The sequence below is a fragment of the Thermococcus kodakarensis KOD1 genome, assembly GCF_000009965.1.
Classification (GTDB): domain Archaea; phylum Methanobacteriota_B; class Thermococci; order Thermococcales; family Thermococcaceae; genus Thermococcus; species Thermococcus kodakarensis.
The window spans coordinates 474,208-495,424 of sequence record NC_006624.1 but is presented as its reverse complement, the minus strand read 5'-3'; the positions used below and the strand labels follow the sequence as shown (position 1 = coordinate 495,424).

21 protein-coding genes are annotated in these 21,217 nt (G+C 52.0%); 9 read left to right on the top strand and 12 right to left on the bottom strand.

Annotation, left to right across the window (positions count from 1 at the left end; all coding sequences use genetic code 11):
• Positions 1-9: 9 nt before the first annotated feature.
• From TK_RS02815 to TK_RS02805, 3 genes are all read right to left on the bottom strand, one after another.
• The gene (locus TK_RS02815; RefSeq protein WP_011249526.1) at positions 10-1,857 is read right to left on the bottom strand and encodes an ABC transporter permease; all 1,848 of its coding nucleotides are present in this window, start codon (positions 1,855-1,857) and stop codon (positions 10-12) included.
• Positions 1,858-2,041: 184 nt separating this feature from the next.
• On the bottom strand, positions 2,042-3,496 hold the full coding sequence (locus TK_RS02810) for an ABC transporter substrate-binding protein (protein ID WP_011249525.1): 1,455 nt from the start codon (positions 3,494-3,496) through the stop codon (positions 2,042-2,044).
• A gap of 77 nt (positions 3,497-3,573) precedes the next feature.
• Complete coding sequence (locus tag TK_RS02805; protein ID WP_232500602.1) at positions 3,574-4,674, bottom strand: CGP-CTERM sorting domain-containing protein; 1,101 nt, start codon at positions 4,672-4,674, stop codon at positions 3,574-3,576.
• Positions 4,675-4,773: 99 nt separating this feature from the next.
• On the opposite strand from TK_RS02805, the gene TK_RS02800 reads away from it, so the two are divergent.
• The 3 genes from TK_RS02800 to TK_RS02790 are packed head-to-tail and all read left to right on the top strand — an operon-like array spanning position 4,774 to position 8,937.
• Positions 4,774-5,901 (top strand): tyrosine--tRNA ligase, encoded by a 1,128-nt coding sequence (locus TK_RS02800; protein ID WP_011249523.1) that lies wholly within the window; start codon positions 4,774-4,776, stop codon positions 5,899-5,901.
• Positions 5,902-5,934: 33 nt separating this feature from the next.
• Positions 5,935-6,435: an Lrp/AsnC family transcriptional regulator gene (locus TK_RS02795; protein ID WP_011249522.1), complete on the top strand. Its 501-nt coding sequence runs from the start codon at positions 5,935-5,937 to the stop codon at positions 6,433-6,435.
• A gap of 3 nt (positions 6,436-6,438) precedes the next feature.
• Positions 6,439-8,937: a DEAD/DEAH box helicase gene (locus TK_RS02790; RefSeq protein WP_011249521.1), complete on the top strand. Its 2,499-nt coding sequence runs from the start codon at positions 6,439-6,441 to the stop codon at positions 8,935-8,937.
• Here the strand turns inward: TK_RS02790 and TK_RS02785 are convergent.
• Entirely contained in the window at positions 8,934-9,353 is a 420-nt protein-coding gene (locus TK_RS02785; protein ID WP_011249520.1) for a PPC domain-containing DNA-binding protein, read from the bottom strand. The genes TK_RS02790 and TK_RS02785 overlap by 4 nt on opposite strands.
• 56 nt (positions 9,354-9,409) lie before the next feature.
• Here TK_RS02785 and TK_RS02780 point away from each other — a divergent pair, with 56 nt between their 5' ends.
• On the top strand, positions 9,410-9,976 hold the full coding sequence (locus TK_RS02780; RefSeq protein ID WP_011249519.1) for a hypothetical protein: 567 nt from the start codon (positions 9,410-9,412) through the stop codon (positions 9,974-9,976).
• Here the strand turns inward: TK_RS02780 and TK_RS02775 are convergent.
• Positions 9,973-10,437, bottom strand: a complete 465-nt coding sequence (locus tag TK_RS02775; protein ID WP_011249518.1) for a 6-carboxytetrahydropterin synthase — start codon at positions 10,435-10,437, stop codon at positions 9,973-9,975. The genes TK_RS02780 and TK_RS02775 overlap by 4 nt on opposite strands.
• Before the next feature lie 70 nt (positions 10,438-10,507).
• On the opposite strand from TK_RS02775, the gene TK_RS02770 reads away from it, so the two are divergent.
• Entirely contained in the window at positions 10,508-10,849 is a 342-nt protein-coding gene (locus TK_RS02770; protein WP_011249517.1) for a DUF134 domain-containing protein, read from the top strand.
• A gap of 1,889 nt (positions 10,850-12,738) precedes the next feature.
• Here the strand turns inward: TK_RS02770 and purB are convergent.
• Positions 12,739-14,103, bottom strand: coding sequence for an adenylosuccinate lyase (gene purB, locus TK_RS02765; protein WP_011249516.1), 1,365 nt, complete (start codon positions 14,101-14,103; stop codon positions 12,739-12,741).
• A 196-nt stretch (positions 14,104-14,299) separates the two neighbouring features.
• Between purB and albA the strand changes: the two genes are divergently transcribed.
• The 3 genes from albA (at position 14,300) to TK_RS02750 (ending at position 15,789) form a co-directional block, all read left to right on the top strand.
• Positions 14,300-14,575 (top strand): DNA-binding protein Alba, encoded by a 276-nt coding sequence (albA, locus tag TK_RS02760; protein WP_011249515.1) that lies wholly within the window; start codon positions 14,300-14,302, stop codon positions 14,573-14,575.
• Between the two features lie 87 nt (positions 14,576-14,662).
• Positions 14,663-15,220, top strand: coding sequence for an ArsR/SmtB family transcription factor (locus TK_RS02755; protein ID WP_332370037.1), 558 nt, complete (start codon positions 14,663-14,665; stop codon positions 15,218-15,220).
• A 35-nt stretch (positions 15,221-15,255) separates the two neighbouring features.
• Positions 15,256-15,789 (top strand): CBS domain-containing protein, encoded by a 534-nt coding sequence (locus TK_RS02750; RefSeq protein WP_011249513.1) that lies wholly within the window; start codon positions 15,256-15,258, stop codon positions 15,787-15,789.
• Here the strand turns inward: TK_RS02750 and TK_RS02745 are convergent.
• Entirely contained in the window at positions 15,779-16,321 is a 543-nt protein-coding gene (locus TK_RS02745; protein ID WP_011249512.1) for an NTPase, read from the bottom strand. The two genes, TK_RS02750 and TK_RS02745, sit on opposite strands and share 11 nt — an antisense overlap.
• A gap of 55 nt (positions 16,322-16,376) precedes the next feature.
• Here TK_RS02745 and mtnA point away from each other — a divergent pair, with 55 nt between their 5' ends.
• Complete coding sequence (gene mtnA, locus TK_RS02740; protein ID WP_011249511.1) at positions 16,377-17,447, top strand: S-methyl-5-thioribose-1-phosphate isomerase; 1,071 nt, start codon at positions 16,377-16,379, stop codon at positions 17,445-17,447.
• Here the strand turns inward: mtnA and TK_RS02735 are convergent.
• The 5 genes from TK_RS02735 to TK_RS02715 all read right to left on the bottom strand — a co-directional run bounded on the left by TK_RS02735 (position 17,387) and on the right by TK_RS02715 (position 21,179).
• Positions 17,387-17,680, bottom strand: coding sequence for a hypothetical protein (locus TK_RS02735; RefSeq protein WP_011249510.1), 294 nt, complete (start codon positions 17,678-17,680; stop codon positions 17,387-17,389). The genes mtnA and TK_RS02735 overlap by 61 nt on opposite strands.
• Positions 17,681-17,760: 80 nt before the next feature.
• Positions 17,761-18,357 carry a tRNA (pseudouridine(54)-N(1))-methyltransferase TrmY gene (gene trmY, locus TK_RS02730; RefSeq protein ID WP_011249509.1) on the bottom strand — a complete coding sequence of 199 codons (597 nt, stop codon included), beginning with the start codon at positions 18,355-18,357 and terminating at the stop codon, positions 17,761-17,763.
• An 18-nt stretch (positions 18,358-18,375) separates the two neighbouring features.
• Positions 18,376-19,650, bottom strand: coding sequence for a tRNA(Ile2) 2-agmatinylcytidine synthetase TiaS (gene tiaS, locus TK_RS02725; protein ID WP_011249508.1), 1,275 nt, complete (start codon positions 19,648-19,650; stop codon positions 18,376-18,378).
• 59 nt (positions 19,651-19,709) lie between these two features.
• Positions 19,710-20,168, bottom strand: a complete 459-nt coding sequence (locus tag TK_RS02720) for a hypothetical protein (protein ID WP_011249507.1) — start codon at positions 20,166-20,168, stop codon at positions 19,710-19,712.
• A gap of 9 nt (positions 20,169-20,177) precedes the next feature.
• A complete protein-coding gene (locus TK_RS02715; protein ID WP_011249506.1) occupies positions 20,178-21,179 on the bottom strand; it encodes a 2-hydroxyacid dehydrogenase in 1,002 nt (333 codons plus the stop codon).
• Between the last annotated feature and the right edge of the window lie 38 nt (positions 21,180-21,217).

The window sequence follows — 21,217 nt, the reverse complement described above, 5'->3', positions numbered from 1 at the left end:
ATCATCACCTCAGGTTAGGCCTATGAAGGAGTACCTCTGTTTGGTTATCAGGTTGGCTATGACTATGGCCGTTATCTGGACGGCCATAAGGAAGACACCAAGGGCCGCGGCAAGGTTTGCGCTTCCAACTGCACCGATGATGAGTTCCTTCATCTTTGCAGTTATCGGGTACCAGGTCGAGTTTATCGAACCGAGGGTGATGCCAACGCTTGTCTCGCTCATACAGTAGACGAAGCTGAGCATTGCACCTCCGAAGAGGTTGAGGTATATCATCGGTATTATGACGCTGGTGAGGGCCTTCCACCTTCCAGCTCCCAAGTTCATTGCCGCTTCCTCAAGGGAGACGTGAACCTGCTGTAAGCCAGCGGAGATTGAACGTGCGGCGAAGGGCAGACGCCTGATCGAGTAGGCCAGTATCAGCGCCGCTCCAGGGAAGAACTCCAGCAGGTTGGTGGGGTCGAGGCTGCTTCCCTTAAACGGCGGCACCGTCGAGAAGAAGAAGAAATAGCTCATCGCTATGACGATACCAGGGACCGCTATCGGTATCGTGGCGAGGCTGTCTATTATCGGGGCGAGCCTGGCCTTCTTGAACCTGTTGGAGGCATAAGCTGAGGTAAGGGAGAGCAGGATTATGATGAAGACTGCGGCGGTTGAGTACATAAGGCTGTTTATGATAACCCTCTCAATGTCCGGCTGTGTTATTATCGCTTTCATATTGTCAAGCGTGAAGCCGCTTGGCCAGGTTCCGTACCAGCTCTTGGAGAACGCCAGGAGGAGAACGCCTATCTGCGGGAACACCGTAATGAGGAGCACCGGAACTGCGACAAAGGCTATAAGGAGTGCCTGCCACCACTTGGGCTTTGCAACCCTCGGGTTCCACCTTCCGCCCTTGCTGAGCATGGCGTACTGCCTGAGGCCGACGTACCACCTGACCGCGAGGAACATTATAACTGCCAGGACGAGCATCACCAGGGCCAAAGCCGCCATCTGCGGGTTGCCTATGGCGAACCCCGAAACGAAGGAGCTGTAAATCTGGTAGGACATGAGCTTCTTCGCTATCGGGCTTCCCTGGAAGACTATCGGCGCGGCGAGGTCTTCAAGGCTGAATATTCCAACGAGTATTGCACCGCTCATAATTCCCGGAAGGGCGAGCGGGAAGGTAACCGTCCTGAAGAGGTGGAACCCCTTGCTTCCGAGGTTTTCAGCCTGCTCCTCGAGAGAAGGGTCAATGTTGATGAAGCTCGCGTAGGCGTTGAGGTAAACTATCGGGTAGTAAGTTATGGTCTGGGCGATGATGACACCGACCAGCCCGTCTATCCAGATGGGCTTCGGGAAGATGTGGAGGTGCTCGTAGAATATCCAGTTTATGATTCCGTCGGGGAGGAACATCTTCTTGACGACGACCACGTTGACGAAGGGTGTAACCAGGAGCGGGATGAAGAGGAGAACCCTCATTATGTTCTTGCCTGGAAAGTCGTAGCGCGCCATTATGAACGCGAAGACCGTTCCGAGGATCGTCGTCAGTATCATCACTGCTATTGATACCAGTATGGAGTTAATGACAACGCCGAAGTCCCAGCCGTAGAAGTGATAGACCTCCTTCCCGCCGTAAGTCAGCGTCTTTACGAGGTACCCATCAGGATGCAGCGGGTTGAAGTAATAGGCAGACCTGAAGATGCTGCTGAACCAGTGGGCAGAGATATGGCCGTTGTACTCAAACGCCGTCGCTAGCATCACGAACGTGGGTATGATGAGAAACGCCACGAGGTAGAGCAGAGGGAATAGGAACGACGTTATGACGACGCCATCTGGTAGCGGCGTCCCGAACAGCCTTTCGCTCCACTTATTGACCTTCATCGGACAACCACCTCTCGCTGAGTTACAGTATGTTCCAACAGAGAGGGGTCTATAAGCGTGTTTTAAATGTTTCTGGTCGTGATTCCAGGAACATTCTGTACTTCAAGCGACAAAATTAGACGTCCAAGTGGAAACAAGTGTGGGCCAACTCCTCAAAACATAAGGAGAAAAGAAATAAAAGACTTCAACCCGTAATCTTTTTCAGCTCCTCAAGAACCTTGTTGTACTTCTCCTGGGCGGCACTGCGCCACTCGTCCATGAGCTGGCTCTGGAAGCCCGCGTCGGTTGCGATCCTGTCGTTAATCTTGGCGGCATACTCCTCGGTGAAGGTGACCATCTGTCCGGTCTCAGGGTCCTTGAACTCTATCGGTGCGGTAAGCTCGTCTTTGAGCTTCTCAAACTGCTCCTGAGTAATCTTTCCTTCCTTGTAAGCGTTGACCAGGGCCATCCAGGCCTGGTGGAGCGGGCCGTTCACATCGACGAGGGTCGCCTTGAAGTAGTACTGGAGGGAGTTGACGGTCTTGAGCGCTCTGGCATCGTCGAAGGGAATACCCTCACTGGATATCGTGAGCTCGTACGCCTTTACCAGCGCCGGCACCGCCTCAGAGTAGGTCTTCCCCGCGTTTTCGCCCTTGAAGAGTATCTTAGCCTCGTCCTCAGTTATGGTCTTGTTGAACACCTCTGCGTTGATCGGGAGCCTGTTTATCTCGGGGCTCATCCATACGGCTTGTCCCTCTGTGAGAACCCAGTAGATGAAGGCCTGAGCAGCCTCCGGATGCTTGCTGTACTTGAGCAGGGCTATCGGGTCGCCGTTGATTATACTCTCTCCGGCTGGGATGACATAGACACAGTTCGGGTTCTGCTTCATCGCCGTGTAGCCGTAGAAGTCGATCGTGTTTCCAGCCGCTATCTCACCGTTGATGACCGCATCCCTGACGGCGTCGCTGGCCTCATAGACCTTGGAGTTGGCCGCTATGAGCGTCATTATCCTCCATCCCTCGTCCCAGCCAAAGGCCTGGAGGATAATCTGGTATATCCTCGTGTTGGAGGTGCTCCTCGTCGGGTCAGCTATGCCGTACATCTGCGGATCCCTGGCCCAGTCAGGAGAAGCTATGTCCTCCCACTTATTCGGGAAAGGAAGTCCCTGCTTGTTGAGAACCTCCTTGTTCACTGTGAAACCGAACGATGAAAGCGCCGCCGCTATCCAGTAAACCTGGCTCCCGTTTTTCCTGACCATCGGCATTCCCGCAAGCTCCTCCGGAATCTGATTGCCTATGAGGTCGAGTATCTTCTGGTCTGTTATCGGGGCGAGGTAGCCCATCCTGTACATGTTGTCGAAGAGCGTTGGCCCTCCGCCCCAGCCGACATCGGCACCCTTCTCGATGTAGCTCGGCCAGAGGGATTCGGGAACGCCTATGAACTTGATGTCCTCGATATTATACTGCTTAGCGATGTCGCTCTGTAGGAAGAGCTGCTTCACCTTATACTGGATCGTTGCATCATGCCTTGTGACGATGGTCAGTGTTATTCCCTTGCCCGAAGATCCGGCGCTGCTGCCTTCGTTTCCCCCTATACAGCCGCTGGCGACTACGCTTAAGCCAAGAACGATTATCAAGAGAATCCCAATAAAGCGCCTCATGGTACCATCCCCGTTAGAACTTTAGTGAACCAAATAAAAGGATGTCGGTTGAATGAAACAAAAAGAAGGGAAGGAAGTCACTTCCTCCTCCTGAGGAGGAGCGGCACGACGGCAAGGCCGACGAGGAACGCCGGACCGCAAGTGCTCTTTCCGCTTTCACCCTTGGTGATCTCAACGCTCCACTTGAATATGTTGGAGACGACCTTTGGCCCGTCGAGCGGCTTCTGGTAGTAAACGCTGGTCCACATGGGCTCGTAGCCGCCGATTGGGGTCTCGCCGCTGACGATGATCACGCTTGGGTTCTTGCCCTCAAGCTCGATAATCTGGGCAGCCGCAATGGGGAACTCACCCTGCTCACCGGCAGTGTAAGCGTTCGCGGCGGGATCCTCGTTCTCTTTTATGACAGAGTCACCGGTACTGCGAATCAGCACGTAAGTGTTCTCGGGCTTCTCCTCCGGTGTAAGCTTGTGCCAGTCACCACTACCATCGACACCGTCAACCCAGGCAACGACACCAGGACCGTGGGCGAGGACTGCTCCATCGTGTTCGAAGCCCTGGACGATGATGTCCCTCTTGGGTGTGTCCCCCCACGGGTCGGCGTAGGCAACGACACGGTAGGGAGCTCCGGCGTTGCTGACGGGGTCTTCAACTGAAGCCTGGTCCAGTCTGAGGTTAGTCATGTTGAGCTGGTTGAGGACGCTGTCAACGAAGTTGATGGTGTTAACACCACTGGTTCCATAGTCAGAATCGCCGGCAATCCAGAGGGCGTGGCCGCCCTCCTCAAGCCACTTCTTGATGGCCTCAACCTCCTCCGGGTAGAACGGGCTCCTAGGCTGGCCAATGATCAATATTGTAACGTTGTTCTCTTTGAGGGCCTCGTAGGTTATCTTGTCGCCAATGTTCTTAATGCCGAGGTCTGCCTCGTACTTAGAGTCGCCGAAGTAGACAAAGGTGTAGTCAGTCAGAACCTTGAGCATTCCTTCGGTCAGGGTCTCGTTCTCGTAAGTAACGTCAGTCAGCCCCTTCGGGTTCTCGCCGTGGGCGAGGTCGACCGCTATAACGACCTCCCCAGCGGCGCTGACCTTCGGCATTCCAACAACTCCAAAAACAGACAGCAACACAACAGCCGCCAGTATTATTGCAGCCTTCTTCATGGTATCACCGTTTGATTTAATCATGATTAAGTTATAAATCTTATCGCCTGAACTTTAACAGGCCTGAAAAACTTCCGCAAAGTCCTTAAAGGACCCCACCTTTTTCCAAGCGGTGGTGATAGAATGGACATAGAAAGGAAGATAGAGCTCATCAAGAAAAAACCCACGGAGGAGCTTTTAACGGAGGAAAACCTGAGACACCTGCTTGAGGTCGGCGCTCCGCTTCAGCACTACATAGGCTTCGAGATAAGCGGTTACATTCACCTCGGAACCGGACTGATGGCCGGCGCCAAGATAGCAGATCTCCAGAAGGCCGGCGTGAAGACGAGAATTTTCCTCGCCGACTGGCATAGCTGGATAAACGACAAGCTCGGTGGAGACCTTGAAGTTATCCAGAAGGTTGCGCTTACGTACTTCAAGGAGGGGATGAAGCAGAGCATAAAGGTCATGGGCGGCGACCCGGACAAGGTCGAGTTCGTCTTAGCGAGCGAGATACTTGATAAGGGCGACTACTGGCAGACGGTCATAGACATCTCCAAGAACGTTACGCTTGCCAGAATGCTCCGCTCCATAACCATCATGGGACGCCAGATGGGGGAGGCCATAGACTTCGCCAAGCTCATATACCCAGCCATGCAGGTGGCGGATATATTCTACCAGGGCGTCACTATTGCCCACGCCGGAATGGATCAGAGGAAGGCCCACGTTATTGCCATAGAGGTCGCCCAGAAGCTCAAGTACCACCCGCTTGAGTGGAAGGGCGAGAAGCTAAAGCCGGTAGCCCTCCACCACCACCTTCTCCTCGGCCTGCAGGAGCCGCCTGTCTGGCCGATAGAGAGCGAGGAGCAGTTCAAGGAGCTCAAGACCCAGATGAAGATGAGCAAGAGCAAGCCCTACTCCGCTGTCTTCATCCACGACAGCCCGGAGGAGATAAAGCAGAAGCTCAGGAAAGCCTTCTGCCCGGCTAGGGAGGTCAAGTACAACCCCGTCCTTGACTGGGCCGAGTACATAATCTTCAGGGAAGAACCGACTGAGTTCACCATCCACAGGCCGGCTAAGTTCGGCGGCGACGTCACATACACCACCTTCGAGGAGCTAAAGAAGGACTTCGCGGAAGGAAAGCTCCACCCGCTTGACCTCAAGAACGCGGTCGCCGAATACCTCATCGAGCTCCTCAAGCCGGTCAGGGAGTACTTCGAGAAACACCCCGAGCCCCTTGAACTGATGAGGGAGATAAAGATAACCCGGTGATTTTTCCTCTCTTTTCTGTTCCCGGTGAAGAAGATGGCAGGCGTAGATGAAAAGGACAGAGAAATCCTCAGGATACTCCGCAAAGAGGGCAGGATTACTCTTACCGAGCTTGGGAGGAGGGTAGGCCTCTCCCCTGCGAGCGTCAAGAACCGACTGGATAAACTGGAGAGGCTCGGCGCGATAAAGGGATATTCGGCCGTTGTTGATCATGCGTTTCTTGATGAGTTCGTGTCAGCAATCTTAGAGCTACACTTCAAAGAGTTCGATGATTCCTTGAGACCGTACCTTTCAAGACTTTCCAAGATGGAGAACATCGAATTCTTGTATGTGAGAACAGGGGAGAGTCAGGTCATCATGAAGGTAAACGTCGCCGATACCGATGAACTCAGACGTTTTATTGAAAGGCTGAAGGCCATTTTTGGATTGAACCTGACGTTCGTGGAGGCGACGCTCGTTCTGGAAGAACTTAAAAACTGCTGGGTGTCTCTCACTGGCGAGAGAAGAAGGAGCGAAAACTTCCCTTCGAGGCGGTGAAAGATGCTCTTCGTCGTGAGACCGGGAAGGAAGAAGAACGAGCTTGAGGCGTTCTTCATCGAGAACGAGCCCGAAAAGCTATCCCAAATGCAGAACCTTAAAGCTGACCGGATTTACCGCTTCATAATGAGAGAGGGGAGGCTTTTCAAAGTACTTGAGGGAAGTCAGTACCGGAATCCGAAGGAGATAGAGAAGCTTCTCCGCCAATCCAGAATCGTGCTCGTCAACGCCGACGAGTGGGAGGACTACTTCAAGAGGAGGCTCCAGAACAAGCGAGTCGAGAAAGCCGAGCTGTGCCGCCTCTGTTTGCTGGAGGGCAGGATAACCGTCCTGACTGAGGGCAACCGCATAAAGTACCACAACGAGTACATCTGCGAACGCTGTGCCGAGGACGAGCTGAAGAGAGAGCTCCGCTTCCGCTTCAAAAGCATAGCCATGTTTGACCAGGCCAAAAAGCTTCTTGAACGTTTTCGCGACCTTGATAAAGTCCTCTACGCCTTCGACCCGCGCTTTGACCCGACTAAACACCCGGAGATAACCAAGTGGGACGAGCTCAAGGCCAAGCACGTTAAAGTCGAGAAGATCAAGGTGGACGAGCTTCCAGTCCCCGAGAAGTTCAAGGAAGTTCTGAAGTCTGAGGGCGTAAGAGAACTCCTCCCGGTCCAAAGCCTCGCCGTCAAAAACGGTCTCCTCGATGGAGAGAACCTCCTGGTTGTTTCCGCAACGGCCAGCGGGAAGACCCTAATAGGCGAACTGGCGGGAGTACCGAAGGCCATGCAGGGTAAAAAGCTCCTCTTTCTAGTCCCGCTGGTAGCTTTGGCCAACCAGAAGTACGAGGACTTCAAAAGGCGCTACTCTAAGCTCGGCCTCAGGGTGGCGATAAGAGTTGGCATGAGCAGGATAAAGACCAAGGACGAGCTCGTGGTCGTTGATACGGGGATAGATGCTGACATCATCGTCGGAACATACGAAGGCATAGACTACCTCCTCCGCGCCGGGAGAAAGATAGGAAACGTCGGAACCATAGTGATAGATGAGATACACACGCTCGACGACGAGGAACGCGGACCAAGGCTGGACGGCCTTATAGCGAGGCTGAGGAAGCTCTATCCAAAGGCCCAGTTCATAGGGCTCTCTGCAACTGTCGGCAACCCGGACGAGCTGGCTAAGGAGCTCGGATTAAAACTAGTGCTCTACGACGAGAGGCCCGTTGACCTGGAGAGGCACATAATCATAGTGAGGAACGAGAGCGAGAAGTGGAGGCACATAGCTAACCTGTGCAGGGCCGAGGCCATGAGAAAGTCTAAGCAGGGCTACAAGGGACAGAGCATAGTCTTTACATTCTCCAGAAAGAGGACGCACGAGCTGGCCGCTTATCTGACGAGCAAGGGGCTGAAGGCGAAGCCCTACCATTCCGGCCTTCCCTACAAGCAGAGGAAGCTCACGGAAATGGAGTTTTTGGCTCAAAGGCTCGACGTCGTGGTTACGACGGCGGCGCTCGGAGCAGGAGTGGACTTTCCCGCTTCCCAGGTAATCTTTGAGAGTCTCGCGATGGGCAACAAGTGGCTCAGCGTTAGGGAGTTCCACCAGATGCTGGGAAGGGCCGGAAGGCCGCTCTACCACGAGAAGGGTAAAGTCTACCTTCTCGTCGAACCCGGAAGGAAGTATTCAGCCCAGATGGAAGGAACTGAAGATGAGGTCGCCTTCAAGCTTCTGACTGCACCCATCGAGCCAGTCCAGGTGGAGTGGAGTGACGAGCTTGAGCAGGACAACGTCTTAGCTCACTCCTGCGTCTTCAATAGACTGGACGTCATCGAAGAAGTCCAATCTATGTGCTTAGGGGCGAACCAGAGCGCAGAAAAAGTCCTTGAAAAGCTCGAGGAGTTCGACTTCGTGAAGATGAAGCGGCCGATCGTTGAGGTTACCCCCTACGGAAGGGCAGTCAGCATGAGCTTCCTCCTGCCGAAGGAGGCAACCTTCATCAGGGGAAACCTTGGAAAGAGGGAAGCCAGGTGGATAGCGGTCAAGCTCCTTCCGTTCGAGAACATCTACCTCAGCGGAACTCTCCAGAGAGAGCTTGAGGGGGCAGTTAGAGGAAGACTGAGCGCCAACGTTTTCTCACCGAGCTTCGCCTCGATCCTTGAAGAACTCGATAAGGTTATCCCCGAGCTGAGCCCAAATGCCGCTGAGAGGCTGTTCACCATCTATCAGGAGTTCTTCATGTGCCCTGAGGAGGACTGCACCGAATATGCCATGGAGAGGGTGAGCAACCTGATAATTGAGCTCAGGAGGAGCGGAAAGCACCCGACCCAGATAGCGGAGCACTTCAGGAAGGTCTATGGGCTGATAGTCTATCCGGGCGACGTCTTCACGTGGCTCGACGGCATAGTTAGGAAGCTCGAAGCCATCGAGAGGATAGCGAGGGTCTTCCGCGTGAGAAAGACCGAGGAGGGGGCGAAGATACTGAAGAGGGAGATAGAAGAAGGGAGGATGATACGCTAACGCTCAGTCTCCCAGAGCCAGAGGTTGTTTCCCATATCTTTTCTTTCAAGTGGTTTCCCAATTAGCTCCTCTATGTAGACTTCAGCAACGAAGACTTCTCCTCTGATAAGATGGCCGCCAAAAACTCTCCCCTCTTCATCGCCGAGGGTCACGTGAAGGTGTGCAAAGGGCTTTCCATCTTTAAGGCTTATGTTGCCGTTCAAGGAGAGGAGCTCAAAAGTTCCGCTGAGCTCGATGCTCCTGTACCTCTTCTCTTCCTCAGAGTAGTATCCCACCACAGGATTCCTTAGGGAGCCAATACCCATGACGACTCCGGTCTTAATGCCCCTACTCTCAGCAGAGCGGTTTATGGCCTCCAGAAGGTCTTCCCCCGCGGGAACCCTGAAGAGGAAGGTCCGTCCAGCTTTAAATTCCATGCTCTCACCTCAACCCTAATAAACCTAGGAAGCTTTAACGCTTTGGGTGTAAGGAAATGAAAGCTGAAACCGTCATGAAAATCCTGCCGCAGATCGAGGGGATGAGAGATGTTGACTTCTCTCAGTTCAACCCGCCTTATCCCGGAGTTATAGACGCCTTTGAGAAATCTGGAAGGGAAGGCTTAGTCGAATTCCAGAAGTTCGTTGAGGAAAATGGGCTTGGAAAGGAGGTCGTCAGGAGCTTTCTGGTGTCGCTCCTTCAGTACCTCCTCATCCGCTACCGCCGCTTCAACGAGTACGCGGTTGTCAAGCCGGTGGTCAAGGTCTTCATAACCCTGAAGGGATGGCTCAACGAAAACGGCTTTGAAAGGGACTGGGAAAAGCTCCTGGCGTCATTCGTTGGCTACCTAGTGAGCATGATGCCGATGATCGTGGAGAACGAGGACTGCGAGACCACTGGAGCCTACGCAGTTGTCATAGCAAAGCTGGCCAGGGAGGCCATGGAGAAGTTCAACGATGAGTACTACGATGAACTGTTCAAAGCGGCCAATGGAATACTTGATGAACTGAGAGAAAAATGCGGAACAGATGTCGCAATGGTGGAAAAAGGAAAGGGCTGTTAACGTTCGAGGGTTACCTCAGCATAGCTTCTTGGGTCCTCCCATATTCTTACCCTTATCTTCCTCACGTTGTCCCCTGCCTTTTCCGCAACCCTCTCTGCGAACCATTCGGCGATGTACTCGGCCGTCACGTTGGGCTTGTTGAGGATTACCGCCTCGCTTTCGGGCAGTTCAAGCCGCTTGTCGTTCTTCTCAATTATGACAGCTCCATCTCTGCGCTCTTTTACCCAGTTTTCGCTTACGAGGATTCGGTGGTCGAGGAGCTTGACAAGGTTGCTCAGGTGGTTGAAGTCAAATATCATGCCGCTCTCATTTAGCTCGCCCCATATCTCCACATCAACGTGGTAAGTGTGGCCGTGAATCCTGAGGCACTTGCTCTCGTACGGCAGTGCAAGGAAGTGGGAGCTGTCGAAGTCCTTGTTCCAGCTTATCTTTCTCTCAACTACCCTGAAGTTTCCACTCATTTTCTCACCGTAAGCTAAAGGAGGCAATAAAGTTATAACCCTTGCTGGCCAAAGCTGGGAAGGTGTTGGAATGCCGAGGGGTATGGGCTGGGGCAGAGGAAGGGGAAGAAGACGAAAGATGAGGATGATAGGGTTTATTCCACAGGTCAGGCATTTCTATCCTGCCCAGCCACCAGTGTTTCAACCAAAACCCCCGATTTTCATGACTTATGAGGAGTTCGAGGCACTAAGACTTGTAGATTATGAAGGCTTAACTCAGGAAGAGGCCGGTCAGAGGATGGGTGTCTCAAGGGGCACAGTATGGAGGGCGTTGACCTCTGCAAGGAAAAAGGTTGCACAGATGCTCGTCGAGGGCAGGGAGCTTATAATTCTCCCCGGGGGAAATGAGGTTCCAAGGGGAGCAGACGAGTGAAGCCTTAACAAGTTTTTATTCGCCAGATTTGGCATCTTGTGTCTTTTCTTAGGTGTTCTCGGCATCTAAAGCCCTTTTGAATTTTGTTAGGGCAGCCTAAAATTTCCCTGCAGAGTTATCTCTCAGATTTTTGGGTGAGTTGTTACTTTAATATAGCGTAAATAAACTGATAAATATCAATTTCATAAAATTTATATAAAAAGCTCGTGATATAAATACAAAACAAAGAAATTTGAATATGTTTTAAATAAAATGGGTAATAAAATTACGTTTTAATTGTGTATAAAATCACAAGTTTTTACAATACCAAGTTGTTAAAGGGGCAAAACTATAGTCAATAGAGGGCCAGCAGAAAAGGCTGAGCTACCAGCGACAAGGAGCAATGAATGAATTAGCAGGTCCGCTCAAAACATGCACTCAAAACAGGGAAAGTTGCATAAATAAGCCAGCTATCACACAACCAAATTCCAGTTACAATTAAAGGTGGTTATGGATCAACGTGAAGAGGAAGCTGGAAAGAGATAGAAGCTGAGCCCACAGTCACCTATACTACCCCTCCCAGTGGAGAAGGCCTACTCACAAACTACTCGAAAGCCAGGAATTCACAAAAAGTACCTGCCTAGGCCCTTTCCAAGATATGAGAAGTAAGCTTAAGGGTTTCTATAGGCCGGATATATCCTCATAAACCACGAAGAGTATACTACCTTTTCCAGAAGGCCAAAAAAGAGCGGGCTCTCGAACGACGCAAATACGAGTCTGCGAAAAATAGAACAGGGGGGGCAACAGGCAATAGCTCTGGACTAATCCCGGTCTGGCATAGGAGCGTTAGACATGCACCACAAGTAGAGAGTTGGGCCCCTCTTTATTCCCCACCAAGATGTAAGCATAATCCCCCAATTTTTCTCTTTTCTATGCTCGCTATTGTTCATTAGTTTGTCATATAAGGTACATTATATCAAAAACTGCAGTACAAAAATGGGCACTTACATCATAGTTAACCAAAAGAGCAAGACATATATAGCTTCAGCTGGTAGCTAGCACAGTGTTCTACTTAACCCGTGGCAGGATTTATTCATCAGGAACTTCTTATGGGAACCAGTTTCTCCAATAAGCCGACCTTCATCGCTGGTCTCGTTATTGTGGGGTGCTTATTCAAATAATGTGAAGCCAAGTAAACTACCTGCCCTAAAAGTGACCACATGGAATCATTAACGGCAACGTGTTTAACATCATCCCAGAGGATATTCTCAAAGACTCTCCCGCTTAATCTTATAAGAAACGGAGTTTTTATCGCTTGAATCACATCCAGCTTTCTCGCTTGTCTCCAGAGGCAGGGCACTCTCAAATAAGATTTTGGAGTGAGACAATATCTCTCATAGAAGCATTGGAAATGACTACTTTTGGGTTGTCGGTATTTCAAAAGGGGTCGATCAACATGATAGTGAAGGTCTTTTAGATTAGAATCTTGCTAATCTCATCGGTCGATAATATCTTTCATCGTAATGAAAAACTGGTCTTGTGATAGCGGGCTTCTCAAGTGAATAATTAGCATTCTTGACATTCGACCATTTCTAGGAATTAAATGTTCGTCTTTGTCTATTTAACGCCAGGAAGTAGTACTAATTTGTCATTTTTTACTATTGGTAATAGTTTCTAAAAAACTTCAAATTTTCTAAGCATATTGGATAAACTTTAATATTAGCTAAAATAAAAAGTTAAATAGAAATATATAAGCGTCTTATTTAAATAAATGAAATTAAACGCAAACAAATTTCTAGATTTAAGAGTATAAAACGTAACAATTCACCTAAAAATCCGAGAGATACATTGAGACGATGATCATAAGAGAACATGCAAAGAAAAAGGTATTAAAAGGCTCAAAAAAGAATTTAGCGACCCATAAAAGCTTCTTCCCTCTCTTTTTCCCCTATAAACGCTATTACATTGTCCACAATCTGTGGTGCAAGCCCGATGTAGTTCTCCGGCTTAAGGGACTCAAGGTCTTCCTCTGTAAGGTACTTCATGGCCTCTTCGCTCTCCCTAACGACCTCAAGAAGGTCTCTCTTTTCGTGGAACGCCTTCATGGCCAGCTGCCTAACGAGTTCGTGGGCCTCCTGTCTCCCCATACCCTTCTCCGTCAGCTTCAACATCAGCGGCTCGGCCATTATGAGGTTGTTGGTAAGGTAAAGGTTTCTCTTAATGTTCTCGGGGAAGAACTCAAGGCCCGAAAGCACCTTTATCGTAGTCTTCAGCATCTCGTCGAGGAGAACGAAGCTCTCCGGGAGGATGACGCGCTCGACAGAGGAGTTCGTGAGGTCTCTCTCATGCCAGAGAGGATTGTTCAACAACGCGGGAATCACGTTTGAGTAGAGAACCCTGGCTAAACCGCTCACCTTCTCGCTCCTTATCGGGTTCCTCTTGTGCGGCATGGTTGACGAGCCCACCTGCTTCTTCCCAAAGGGCTCGCTTACCTCAAGTATTTCCGTCCGCTGGAGGTTTCTGATTTCTAGGGCTATCTTGTCGAGGGTTGAGGCTATTAAGGCGAGAACCATCATGAGTTCTGCATAAACGTCCCTCTGGATTATCTGGTTGGTTATTCTAGCGGGCTTGAGGCCGAGGCCTTCCATGACTAACCTCTGTATTTCAAGGCCTCTCTCCCCGAAGCTGGCCATTGTTCCAACCGCGCCGCTCATCTGACCAACGAGAACTCTCTCCTTGAGCTGGTTGATCCTGTCTATATGCCTCTGTACCTCGTCCAGCCATATCGCGAACTTCATGCCGTAGGTTGTGGGTACCGCGTGCTGACCGTGAGTTCTTCCGATGCAAACGGTGTACTTGTGCTCCATCGCGAGACGCTTGAGAACGGAGCGGAGCTCTTTCAGATCCCTCTCAACTATCGCGAGGCTTTCCTTTATGAGGAGCGCGTTTGCGGTGTCTATTATATCGTTTGAAGTCGCTCCAAGGTGAACGTACTTCCCGTGCTCGCCGCACACCTCGCTTAACGCCTTGACAACTGCCATTATGTCGTGGTGTATCTCCGCTTCAATCTCTTTAACCCTTTCAAGCTTCACCCACTTCGTGTTCGCTCTCTCGGATATTACGCGCGCGCTCTCTTCCGGAATGTTGCCGACCTTTGCGTGCGCCCTTGCAAGCGCCGCTTCAACGTCGAGGAGCTTCTGCAACTTGTTCTCCTCGTCCCAGATTCTCCTCATCTCCTCGCTCCCGTAGCGGTAGTCAATCGGGTGAACGGCCATTTTATCACCACGTTTAAGTCAATTTTTGCGCCTTAAAATGTTTATGTTGCCATAATTTTGTAAGAACTTAATCTCGTGAAGCTCGCAAAGCCCCTTGGAGGTGTCAAATTTGTTTCCCGCTTGGTGAAGACGACCGAAAAGTATTTAACCCCATCTCGGCGATAGCCTAACGACAAAACTTCCGGAGGTGCCAGAAATGGCTGAGGAGCACGTCGTCTACATTGGAAAGAAGCCGGTTATGAACTACGTCCTCGCTGTGATAACCCAGTTCAACGAGGGCGCCAAGGAGGTCAGCATCAGGGCTCGCGGTAGGGCTATCAGCAGGGCCGTTGACGTCGCCGAGATCGTCAGGAACAGGTTCCTCCCAGAGGTCAGGGTTAAGGAGATCAAGATCGGTACCGAGGAGCTCCCGACTGCCGACGGCAGGACTGCCAACACCTCAACCATCGAGATCATCCTTGAGAAGCCGTGAATTTGATTCCTTTCCTTTTCCTTCAAACGCTTCAGTTTTTCTTGAAGCTCTGGAAATTCTTATAACCTTCCCTTCGGATTCTCCACGGTGGACCTTTTGGATTACGAGGTCATCGACATTCACGACGAGCGCGCTAAGGAGCTTGCCCAGATACTTTCAAACGAGAAGGCACTCTCGATACTCAAGTTAATAGAGGAGAGACCCCGTTCAATAAGCGAGATTTCTCGGGAGCTTGGGATTCCTATATCGACAGTCTCATACCACATAGACCGCATGCTCAAAGTCGGGCTCGTGGAAGTCGCTGGAAAGAAGTACGGAAAGCGCCTCCAGGAGGTAAAGCTGTACAGGGCTTCAAGCAAGCCGATACTGATTCTTCCGGGAGGTAAGAAGAAGCATAGGACGTGGGAAAAGCTTCGCGTCATAAACCTCGCTGTGAGTGCCGTGGCTTCTACTGGGATGTACTTTGCGGTTAAGCTTTTGATGGGAGGGAGCGAAGAACAGTCCGAAACCGTTAGGACTCTAACCGTTAAAACTGCCAAGGAAGCTTCCAAAAGCTCCCTCGACTGGATTGCCGTTATTATTGCAATCTTAACGTTTATTCTTGTATTTGGTGTTTTAGAGTATCGTTTCCGGAAACGTTTTTAAGATACCGTGAGGATTTCCGCTTGAGAGGTGGTAACATGGCAGAGATTACCGTAGGACAGGTTGTCAAGAGGAAGGCAGTGCTCGTTAGGCCGGACGATACCATACACAAGGTCGCTAGAATACTGGCCCGCAACAAGGTGGGCAGTGCTGTGGTCGTTGATGAGAACGAGGAGATAGTTGGAATAATAACCGACCGCGACATCCTCGACAAGGTCGTTGCCAAGGGGAAGGATCCCAAGAAGGTTCTCGTCAAAGATGTCATGACCACGAAGCCTGTCACCATAGAGGATGACTATACTATCCAGGATGCCATAGACAAGATGATGGACAAGGGAATCAGAAGGCTCCTAGTCACGAGGGTCGGGAAGCCGATAGGCTTCGTTACTGCCGCCGACCTCCTGGCCGCGCTCAACAGCATGAACAGCGAGGAAGAGGAAGAAGTCGAGGAGGAGACCGAGGTCTACGGCATCTGCGAGGTCTGCGGCCAGTACGGTCCACTCTACAAAGTCTACATTGAAGGCGGCGAAAAGTGGGTCTGCGAGAGCTGTAAGGATGAGCTCAACCTCTGATCCCCTTCAGCTCTTTCATTACCCTGTCCAGGATTATTCCGAACTCCGCGTTCCTGTTCTCGAAGCTTAGGGTATGGACTTCTCCAAGGGGTCTGAACCTGTCGATGAACTTTCTGTGAACAACCGCTAGGAGCGGTTTCTCTGACTTCAGGACTTCCCCAACTGCCCTGATGAACTCGTTGCTTGTGTACTCCATAGGGCCGATTTCGTCTATCACTATCAGGTCTGCTTCGACGATCGCTCTCCTTATCGCCGGAACGGCCACCCTTTCTATCTCATCTACGTGGACGACGTACTTTCCAAAGGGAACCCCTGGGAGGTGGGAAGTTCCCCTTAGGCTTGCGAGGGTTCCCTCCTCGCCCGTGTCAAGGGCAGTTATCTTAAACCCGATGCGCCTTCCTCCCCTGCGCACTTCTCTGGTTATCACTCCACCAACTATGTAGCCCCAGCGGTCAACTTCCCTGGCTACTCTCTCCACGAGCGTTGTCTTGCCGACCCCAGCCGGCCCTGTCACGAATATCCTCAAAGCCATTTCACTCACCGAAGGAGCTTTAAGTTCCTCCCTTAAACCCTTTGGGGTGGTTCTCATGGAGATAAGGTACAAGCCAGAGGAACTCACGAGGCTTCCAAGGAGCGTTAGGTACGAGCCGGGAAGGGTAACCATGATAGACCAGACCCTCCTCCCGAGGGAGTTCAGGGAGATAGAGCTAAGGACTGTTGATGAAGTGGCTGAGGCCATCATCACCATGAAGGTGCGCGGTGCTCCCGCGATAGGGGCCGCTGCCGCCTTTGGTTTAGCTCTCTACGCGGACACCTCCAATGCCAGAACCAAGGAGGAGTTCATGGATGGCTTTGAAAGGGCTTACGAGAGGCTCAAGAACACCCGCCCAACAGCCGTTAACCTCTTCTGGGCGCTCAACAGGGTGAAGAGCCTGGTTGAGGAACACCTCGAAGACCCTCTTGACGAGATAAAGAGGCTCATCGTTGCCGAGGCGCAGAAGATAGCGAACGAAGATGTGGAGGCCAACCTGAGGATGGGACACTACGGTGCCGAGGTTCTTCCAGAGGGTAACGTTCTAACCCACTGCAACGCGGGAAGTTTGGCAACGGTTCAGCTCGGAACGGTTGGTGCCGTTTTAAGGGTCATGCACAGGGACGGAACCCTCAAGCTCCTGTGGGTGGACGAGACGAGGCCCGTTCTCCAGGGAGCCAGGCTTTCAGCTTGGGAGTACCACTACGACGGCATTCCTCTCAAGCTCATAAGCGACAACATGGCGGGCTTTGTGATGCAGCAGGGTAAGGTCGACGCGATAATAGTCGGTGCCGACAGGATAGTCGCCAACGGGGACTTCGCCAACAAGATTGGAACCTACACCCTTGCAGTCCTTGCAAAGGAGCACGGGATACCCTTCTTCACAGTCGCGCCGCTCTCGACGATAGACATGAGCCTGAAGAGCGGGAAGGAGATACCCATAGAGGAGCGCAAGCCGGAGGAAGTCCTCACCTGCGGCGGCTGTAAGATAGCGCCGGACGTTGACGTCTACAACCCGGCCTTCGATGTGACGCCCCACAAGTACCTGACCGGAATAATCACGGATCAGGGCGTCGTGTGGCCGCCTTTCGAGAGGAACCTCAAGAAGCTCTTCAAGAGGGAGTGATGCTTTTCTTTCTCAACTTTTTCCACGAAAACACCCTTAACCTCGCCGAGCTCCTCCTCGAGCGCCGGGAGAAGAAGTCCGAGAAACTCAAGGGGTTCAAGGCAGGGGCAGTCTATTGAGTGCTCAAAAAGTTTGTCCGGAAGCTCCACCCTAACATAAAGCCCTCTTTCGTCTTTTCTGACCTCAAAGGGAGCAACAACTCCAGCCCCGAGGATTCTGCCCCTCACGATCATCAATAGCCCAAAAGCTGGCAGGAATTAAAGGGTTTCTTAAACGGAAGGTTGGGAACGGTTGGTTATAATTTCAGGATTTTTCACATCCCGTCCAGCCAGATGTTCACGAAGGCAACAACGTGAGAAGCAAGGTAGCTCCTCCTTCCAATCCTGACCTTCTTCGCTATGCCCTCAAGAAAGCGCTCATCCTCTTTGCTGAGGCCGAGATGGTCTCCGAGGACGAAGGCTGGATTCTGAGGGAACTCGATTTCGGTTATCGGCTTCCCGTCCTCGACGAGGTAGTAGAGCGTCGAGTCCTTCATGACCCTTCTCACGACGTCCTCAAACGTCATGTTGCTGACGTAAACACCCGGAAAGACCTCAACTTCCTTCGTGGGCTCCCTGAGGTCTTCTCCGATCTTAAGGGCCTTCTTCAGGATTAAGGCAGTGCTCCTCTCGTCCGGGTTGAGCCTGACCTTCAGCTTAGGACCCTCGAAGTGAATCGTCTTCGGAGGGTTGGGCCTGCCGTAGAGCGTCATGAAGACTCTCACATCCTTCCTTATCCCGTGCGAGAGGAGGAAGGCGCTGTTGAGGAACCTGCATAGCAGGTCAATTCGTCCCCCAGTTCCAGGCAGGTCTTTGAGCGAGAAGTCCGGAGAAGTCACGGCGGTGTTCGCCTTGAGGATGAACGTCCTCATTTTGCCCACCACGGTCTTTTACAGTAGTTCCATCAGCCGCTCTTCCCCACCGGGAAGGACAAGCGGCCTTGAGAGGTGCTTCCTGGCATCGGGGGGAACCTCGTAGATCTTTCTCTCCAGATCTCGGGGGACTTCAACGGGGATTAGCCTTTTCGGCATTTTGTATCCACAGCGCTTGCACTTCAGGTAGTCGCCCTTGCTCTTCATGGTCCCACCGCAGACCGGGCATTTTGGTTTTCTGTACTCAACCTTCGGAACCAGCTCGACCGGGTAGAACTTTTCGAGGTTAAGGGTTAGGATGCCCTCGTGCTCCTTGACGCCGCCAGCGGCTATGATTTCATCGCCGGGGAGGAGCTTGCGCACCCAGTTGCGGAACTTCTTGGTCGGCTCGAACGCCGCCACGCGAATCTTCCCTGTCTCGTCCTCAAGCTCGAAGAACACGTGCCTTCCACGCTCCCAGTATGGCGAAGCAACCCACCCCCTAACGACCGCGCTGTCGTAGAGCTTTAGCTCGCCGATCCTCTTGGGGGTGAGGTGGTCGTCGGTGTTCTGGTTCGTCTTGTAGAGCTGGTAGAAAGCCACTGGTTCCTCGAACTCCACCATTTCAAAGACCTGGAGAACTTTGCCCTTGTCAATCCCGCGGATTCCCACAAGGACAGGGTCTTTTCCGTGGGGTGTTATCAGAACAACACGCTTGTAGGGGTCCACGTTGTCGTAGCTGAAGGGATAAGCCCATTTATCCGCCAGAAAGACGCTCTCCTCGTTTACCCTTCTCGGCGTCCCCCAGTACTCCCGCTCCCGGTAGGCCAGAAGCTCATAGGTAAACCTCTCAAGGGGGTAGCCAATTGCCGCGAGGGACCCGATTACCCCCCTCCCGAGCTTGAACTTGAAGTATTCAGCCCCAACCTTTCTCGCAACTTCCTCGGCTTCCCCTATGGTCACGTGCTCCCTCAGTGCTCTCAGCGAGAACTTTCTCAGCTCGTTAGGAACATCTCCCTCAAGGAAGACAACGCCGGGGTTTGTGTTCTCGTGTTCAAAATCCGCCAGCTGCGAAACGTAGAAAAGAACCGTGTCCTTGATTTCGGGGATAATGTCCTCACTGGCCTCGAAAGTCATCGCGACTGCACCGTTTCCGCGCGTCTTGTAGGGGATGTTCGGGTTCAGGCGGATCAGCCTGGGCAGGTCCAAGGGCTCGGCTAACCTTGAGAGCTCGCGGTAGAGGATGGCACCCAGGTATGTGGTGCACATACCATTTGGAGAGTCCGTATCGTCAATTCCAATGTGGATTATCATCGGAGGGGGATAGTGAGGGAGTTTAAAAATCAACCGCTTGCGATGAGTTTTAAAGTTCGTCACCACTCAAAGGTTACCGCTTCCACGAGCTTGACGAGGGCCTCAAAGTCCTCCCCTGTGTATTCTCTTGGAAGGCCAATGCCATCTCCCTCTGCCCGCGATATCGGAATGGCGTTCTTCTCGGCTATCTTCAGGATCCTCTCCGGAACCTCTCCAATGACGGCCCCCTTGCCAGCTTCAGCATCAAAGAAGGACAGCTTGATCACAATTCCACCGAAATCGGGCCTAAATCCGAAAGCAAAAACATTCCTCCCCGGAATGTCGTGGTCGGTTAAGTCCGCTATCGCCTCGACGAGGGCCTTTACAAGGGGCCACTCTTCCTCGGGGTTCTCGACGTAGAATGCCAGCCGGTCGTAGACTTCTCCTTCGTCGTCAATCAGTTCGATGTACACTCCCCTTTCCGTATTAACTGGAAGACCGTAGGGTTCGAGGAGTTTCTTAATCTCTTCCCGCCACATGCTCCCACCTCACAGCATCTTAACTTCTTCCGGCGGGCGAACCTTCACGACTTCCCTGTTCACGAGGTCTTTTGGTATTTCTCCTCTAAGGACGGCGAGGAGGTTCATTACCGCCTGAAAGCCCATGTCTTCCATAGCTTCCTTCGAAAGGCCCGCGTGGTGTGGTGTTAATACAGTCTCCCACTCGTACTTGAAGAGCGGGTGCTCAGTTACAGGCTCCTTCTCAAAGACATCCGTCGCGTAGCCCTTCAGCCTGCCCTCTTCAATGGCCTTAACGACGGCCTTCTCGTCCACGAGGGTTCCCCTGCCTATGTTGACGAGGTACTTGCCCTCAAGGAGCTTAATTCTTTCCTCGTTGATGATATGGTAGGTTTCTGGAGTTGCGGGAAGGGCTAAGATGACGATGTCGCTCTCCCTCAGGACTTCGTCGAGCGGGAGGTACTTCGCCCCGACCTCAGCTTCGATGTCTTCTTTTCTCGAGCGCGACCAGTAGAGTATCTCCGTTCCCATGGCCTTCATTCTCCTCGCTATGGCCTTTCCGATGGCCCCCATGCCGAGGATTCCAACCTTCTTGCCATAGACGGTTTCAATGTCCTTGAAGGTGCTCCATATCTTGGCGTGGCTGTCCCATTCACCCCTCCTGATGAGCTTGTCGGTGTAAACGAACTTCCTGAGAAGGGCTATCGTCAGGCCAACGGCGAACTCTGCCACAGCCTCGCTCAGAACCCCTGAAACTTTGGTGACGTAGATCCCCTTCTTGGTCGCGGCTTCCACATCAACATGGTCATAGCCGGCTGAATGACAGCTTATGACCTTGAGCCTCTCGGCCCGTTCAATTACTTCCCGCGGAACCCTGTTCAGCGGGGAGACAATAAGCCCGTCGTAGTCCTTGATCTTCTCAGCCAGCTCTTCAACGCTGGGATATAGCAGAAAATCAACGTCGGCGTACTTCTTCAGCTCCTCGACGGGCTTGCTCTTCATCTTAAATGTCACAAGAACTCTCGGCCTCATGTTATCACCTTAAGATATACATCGAAACGAACCTAATA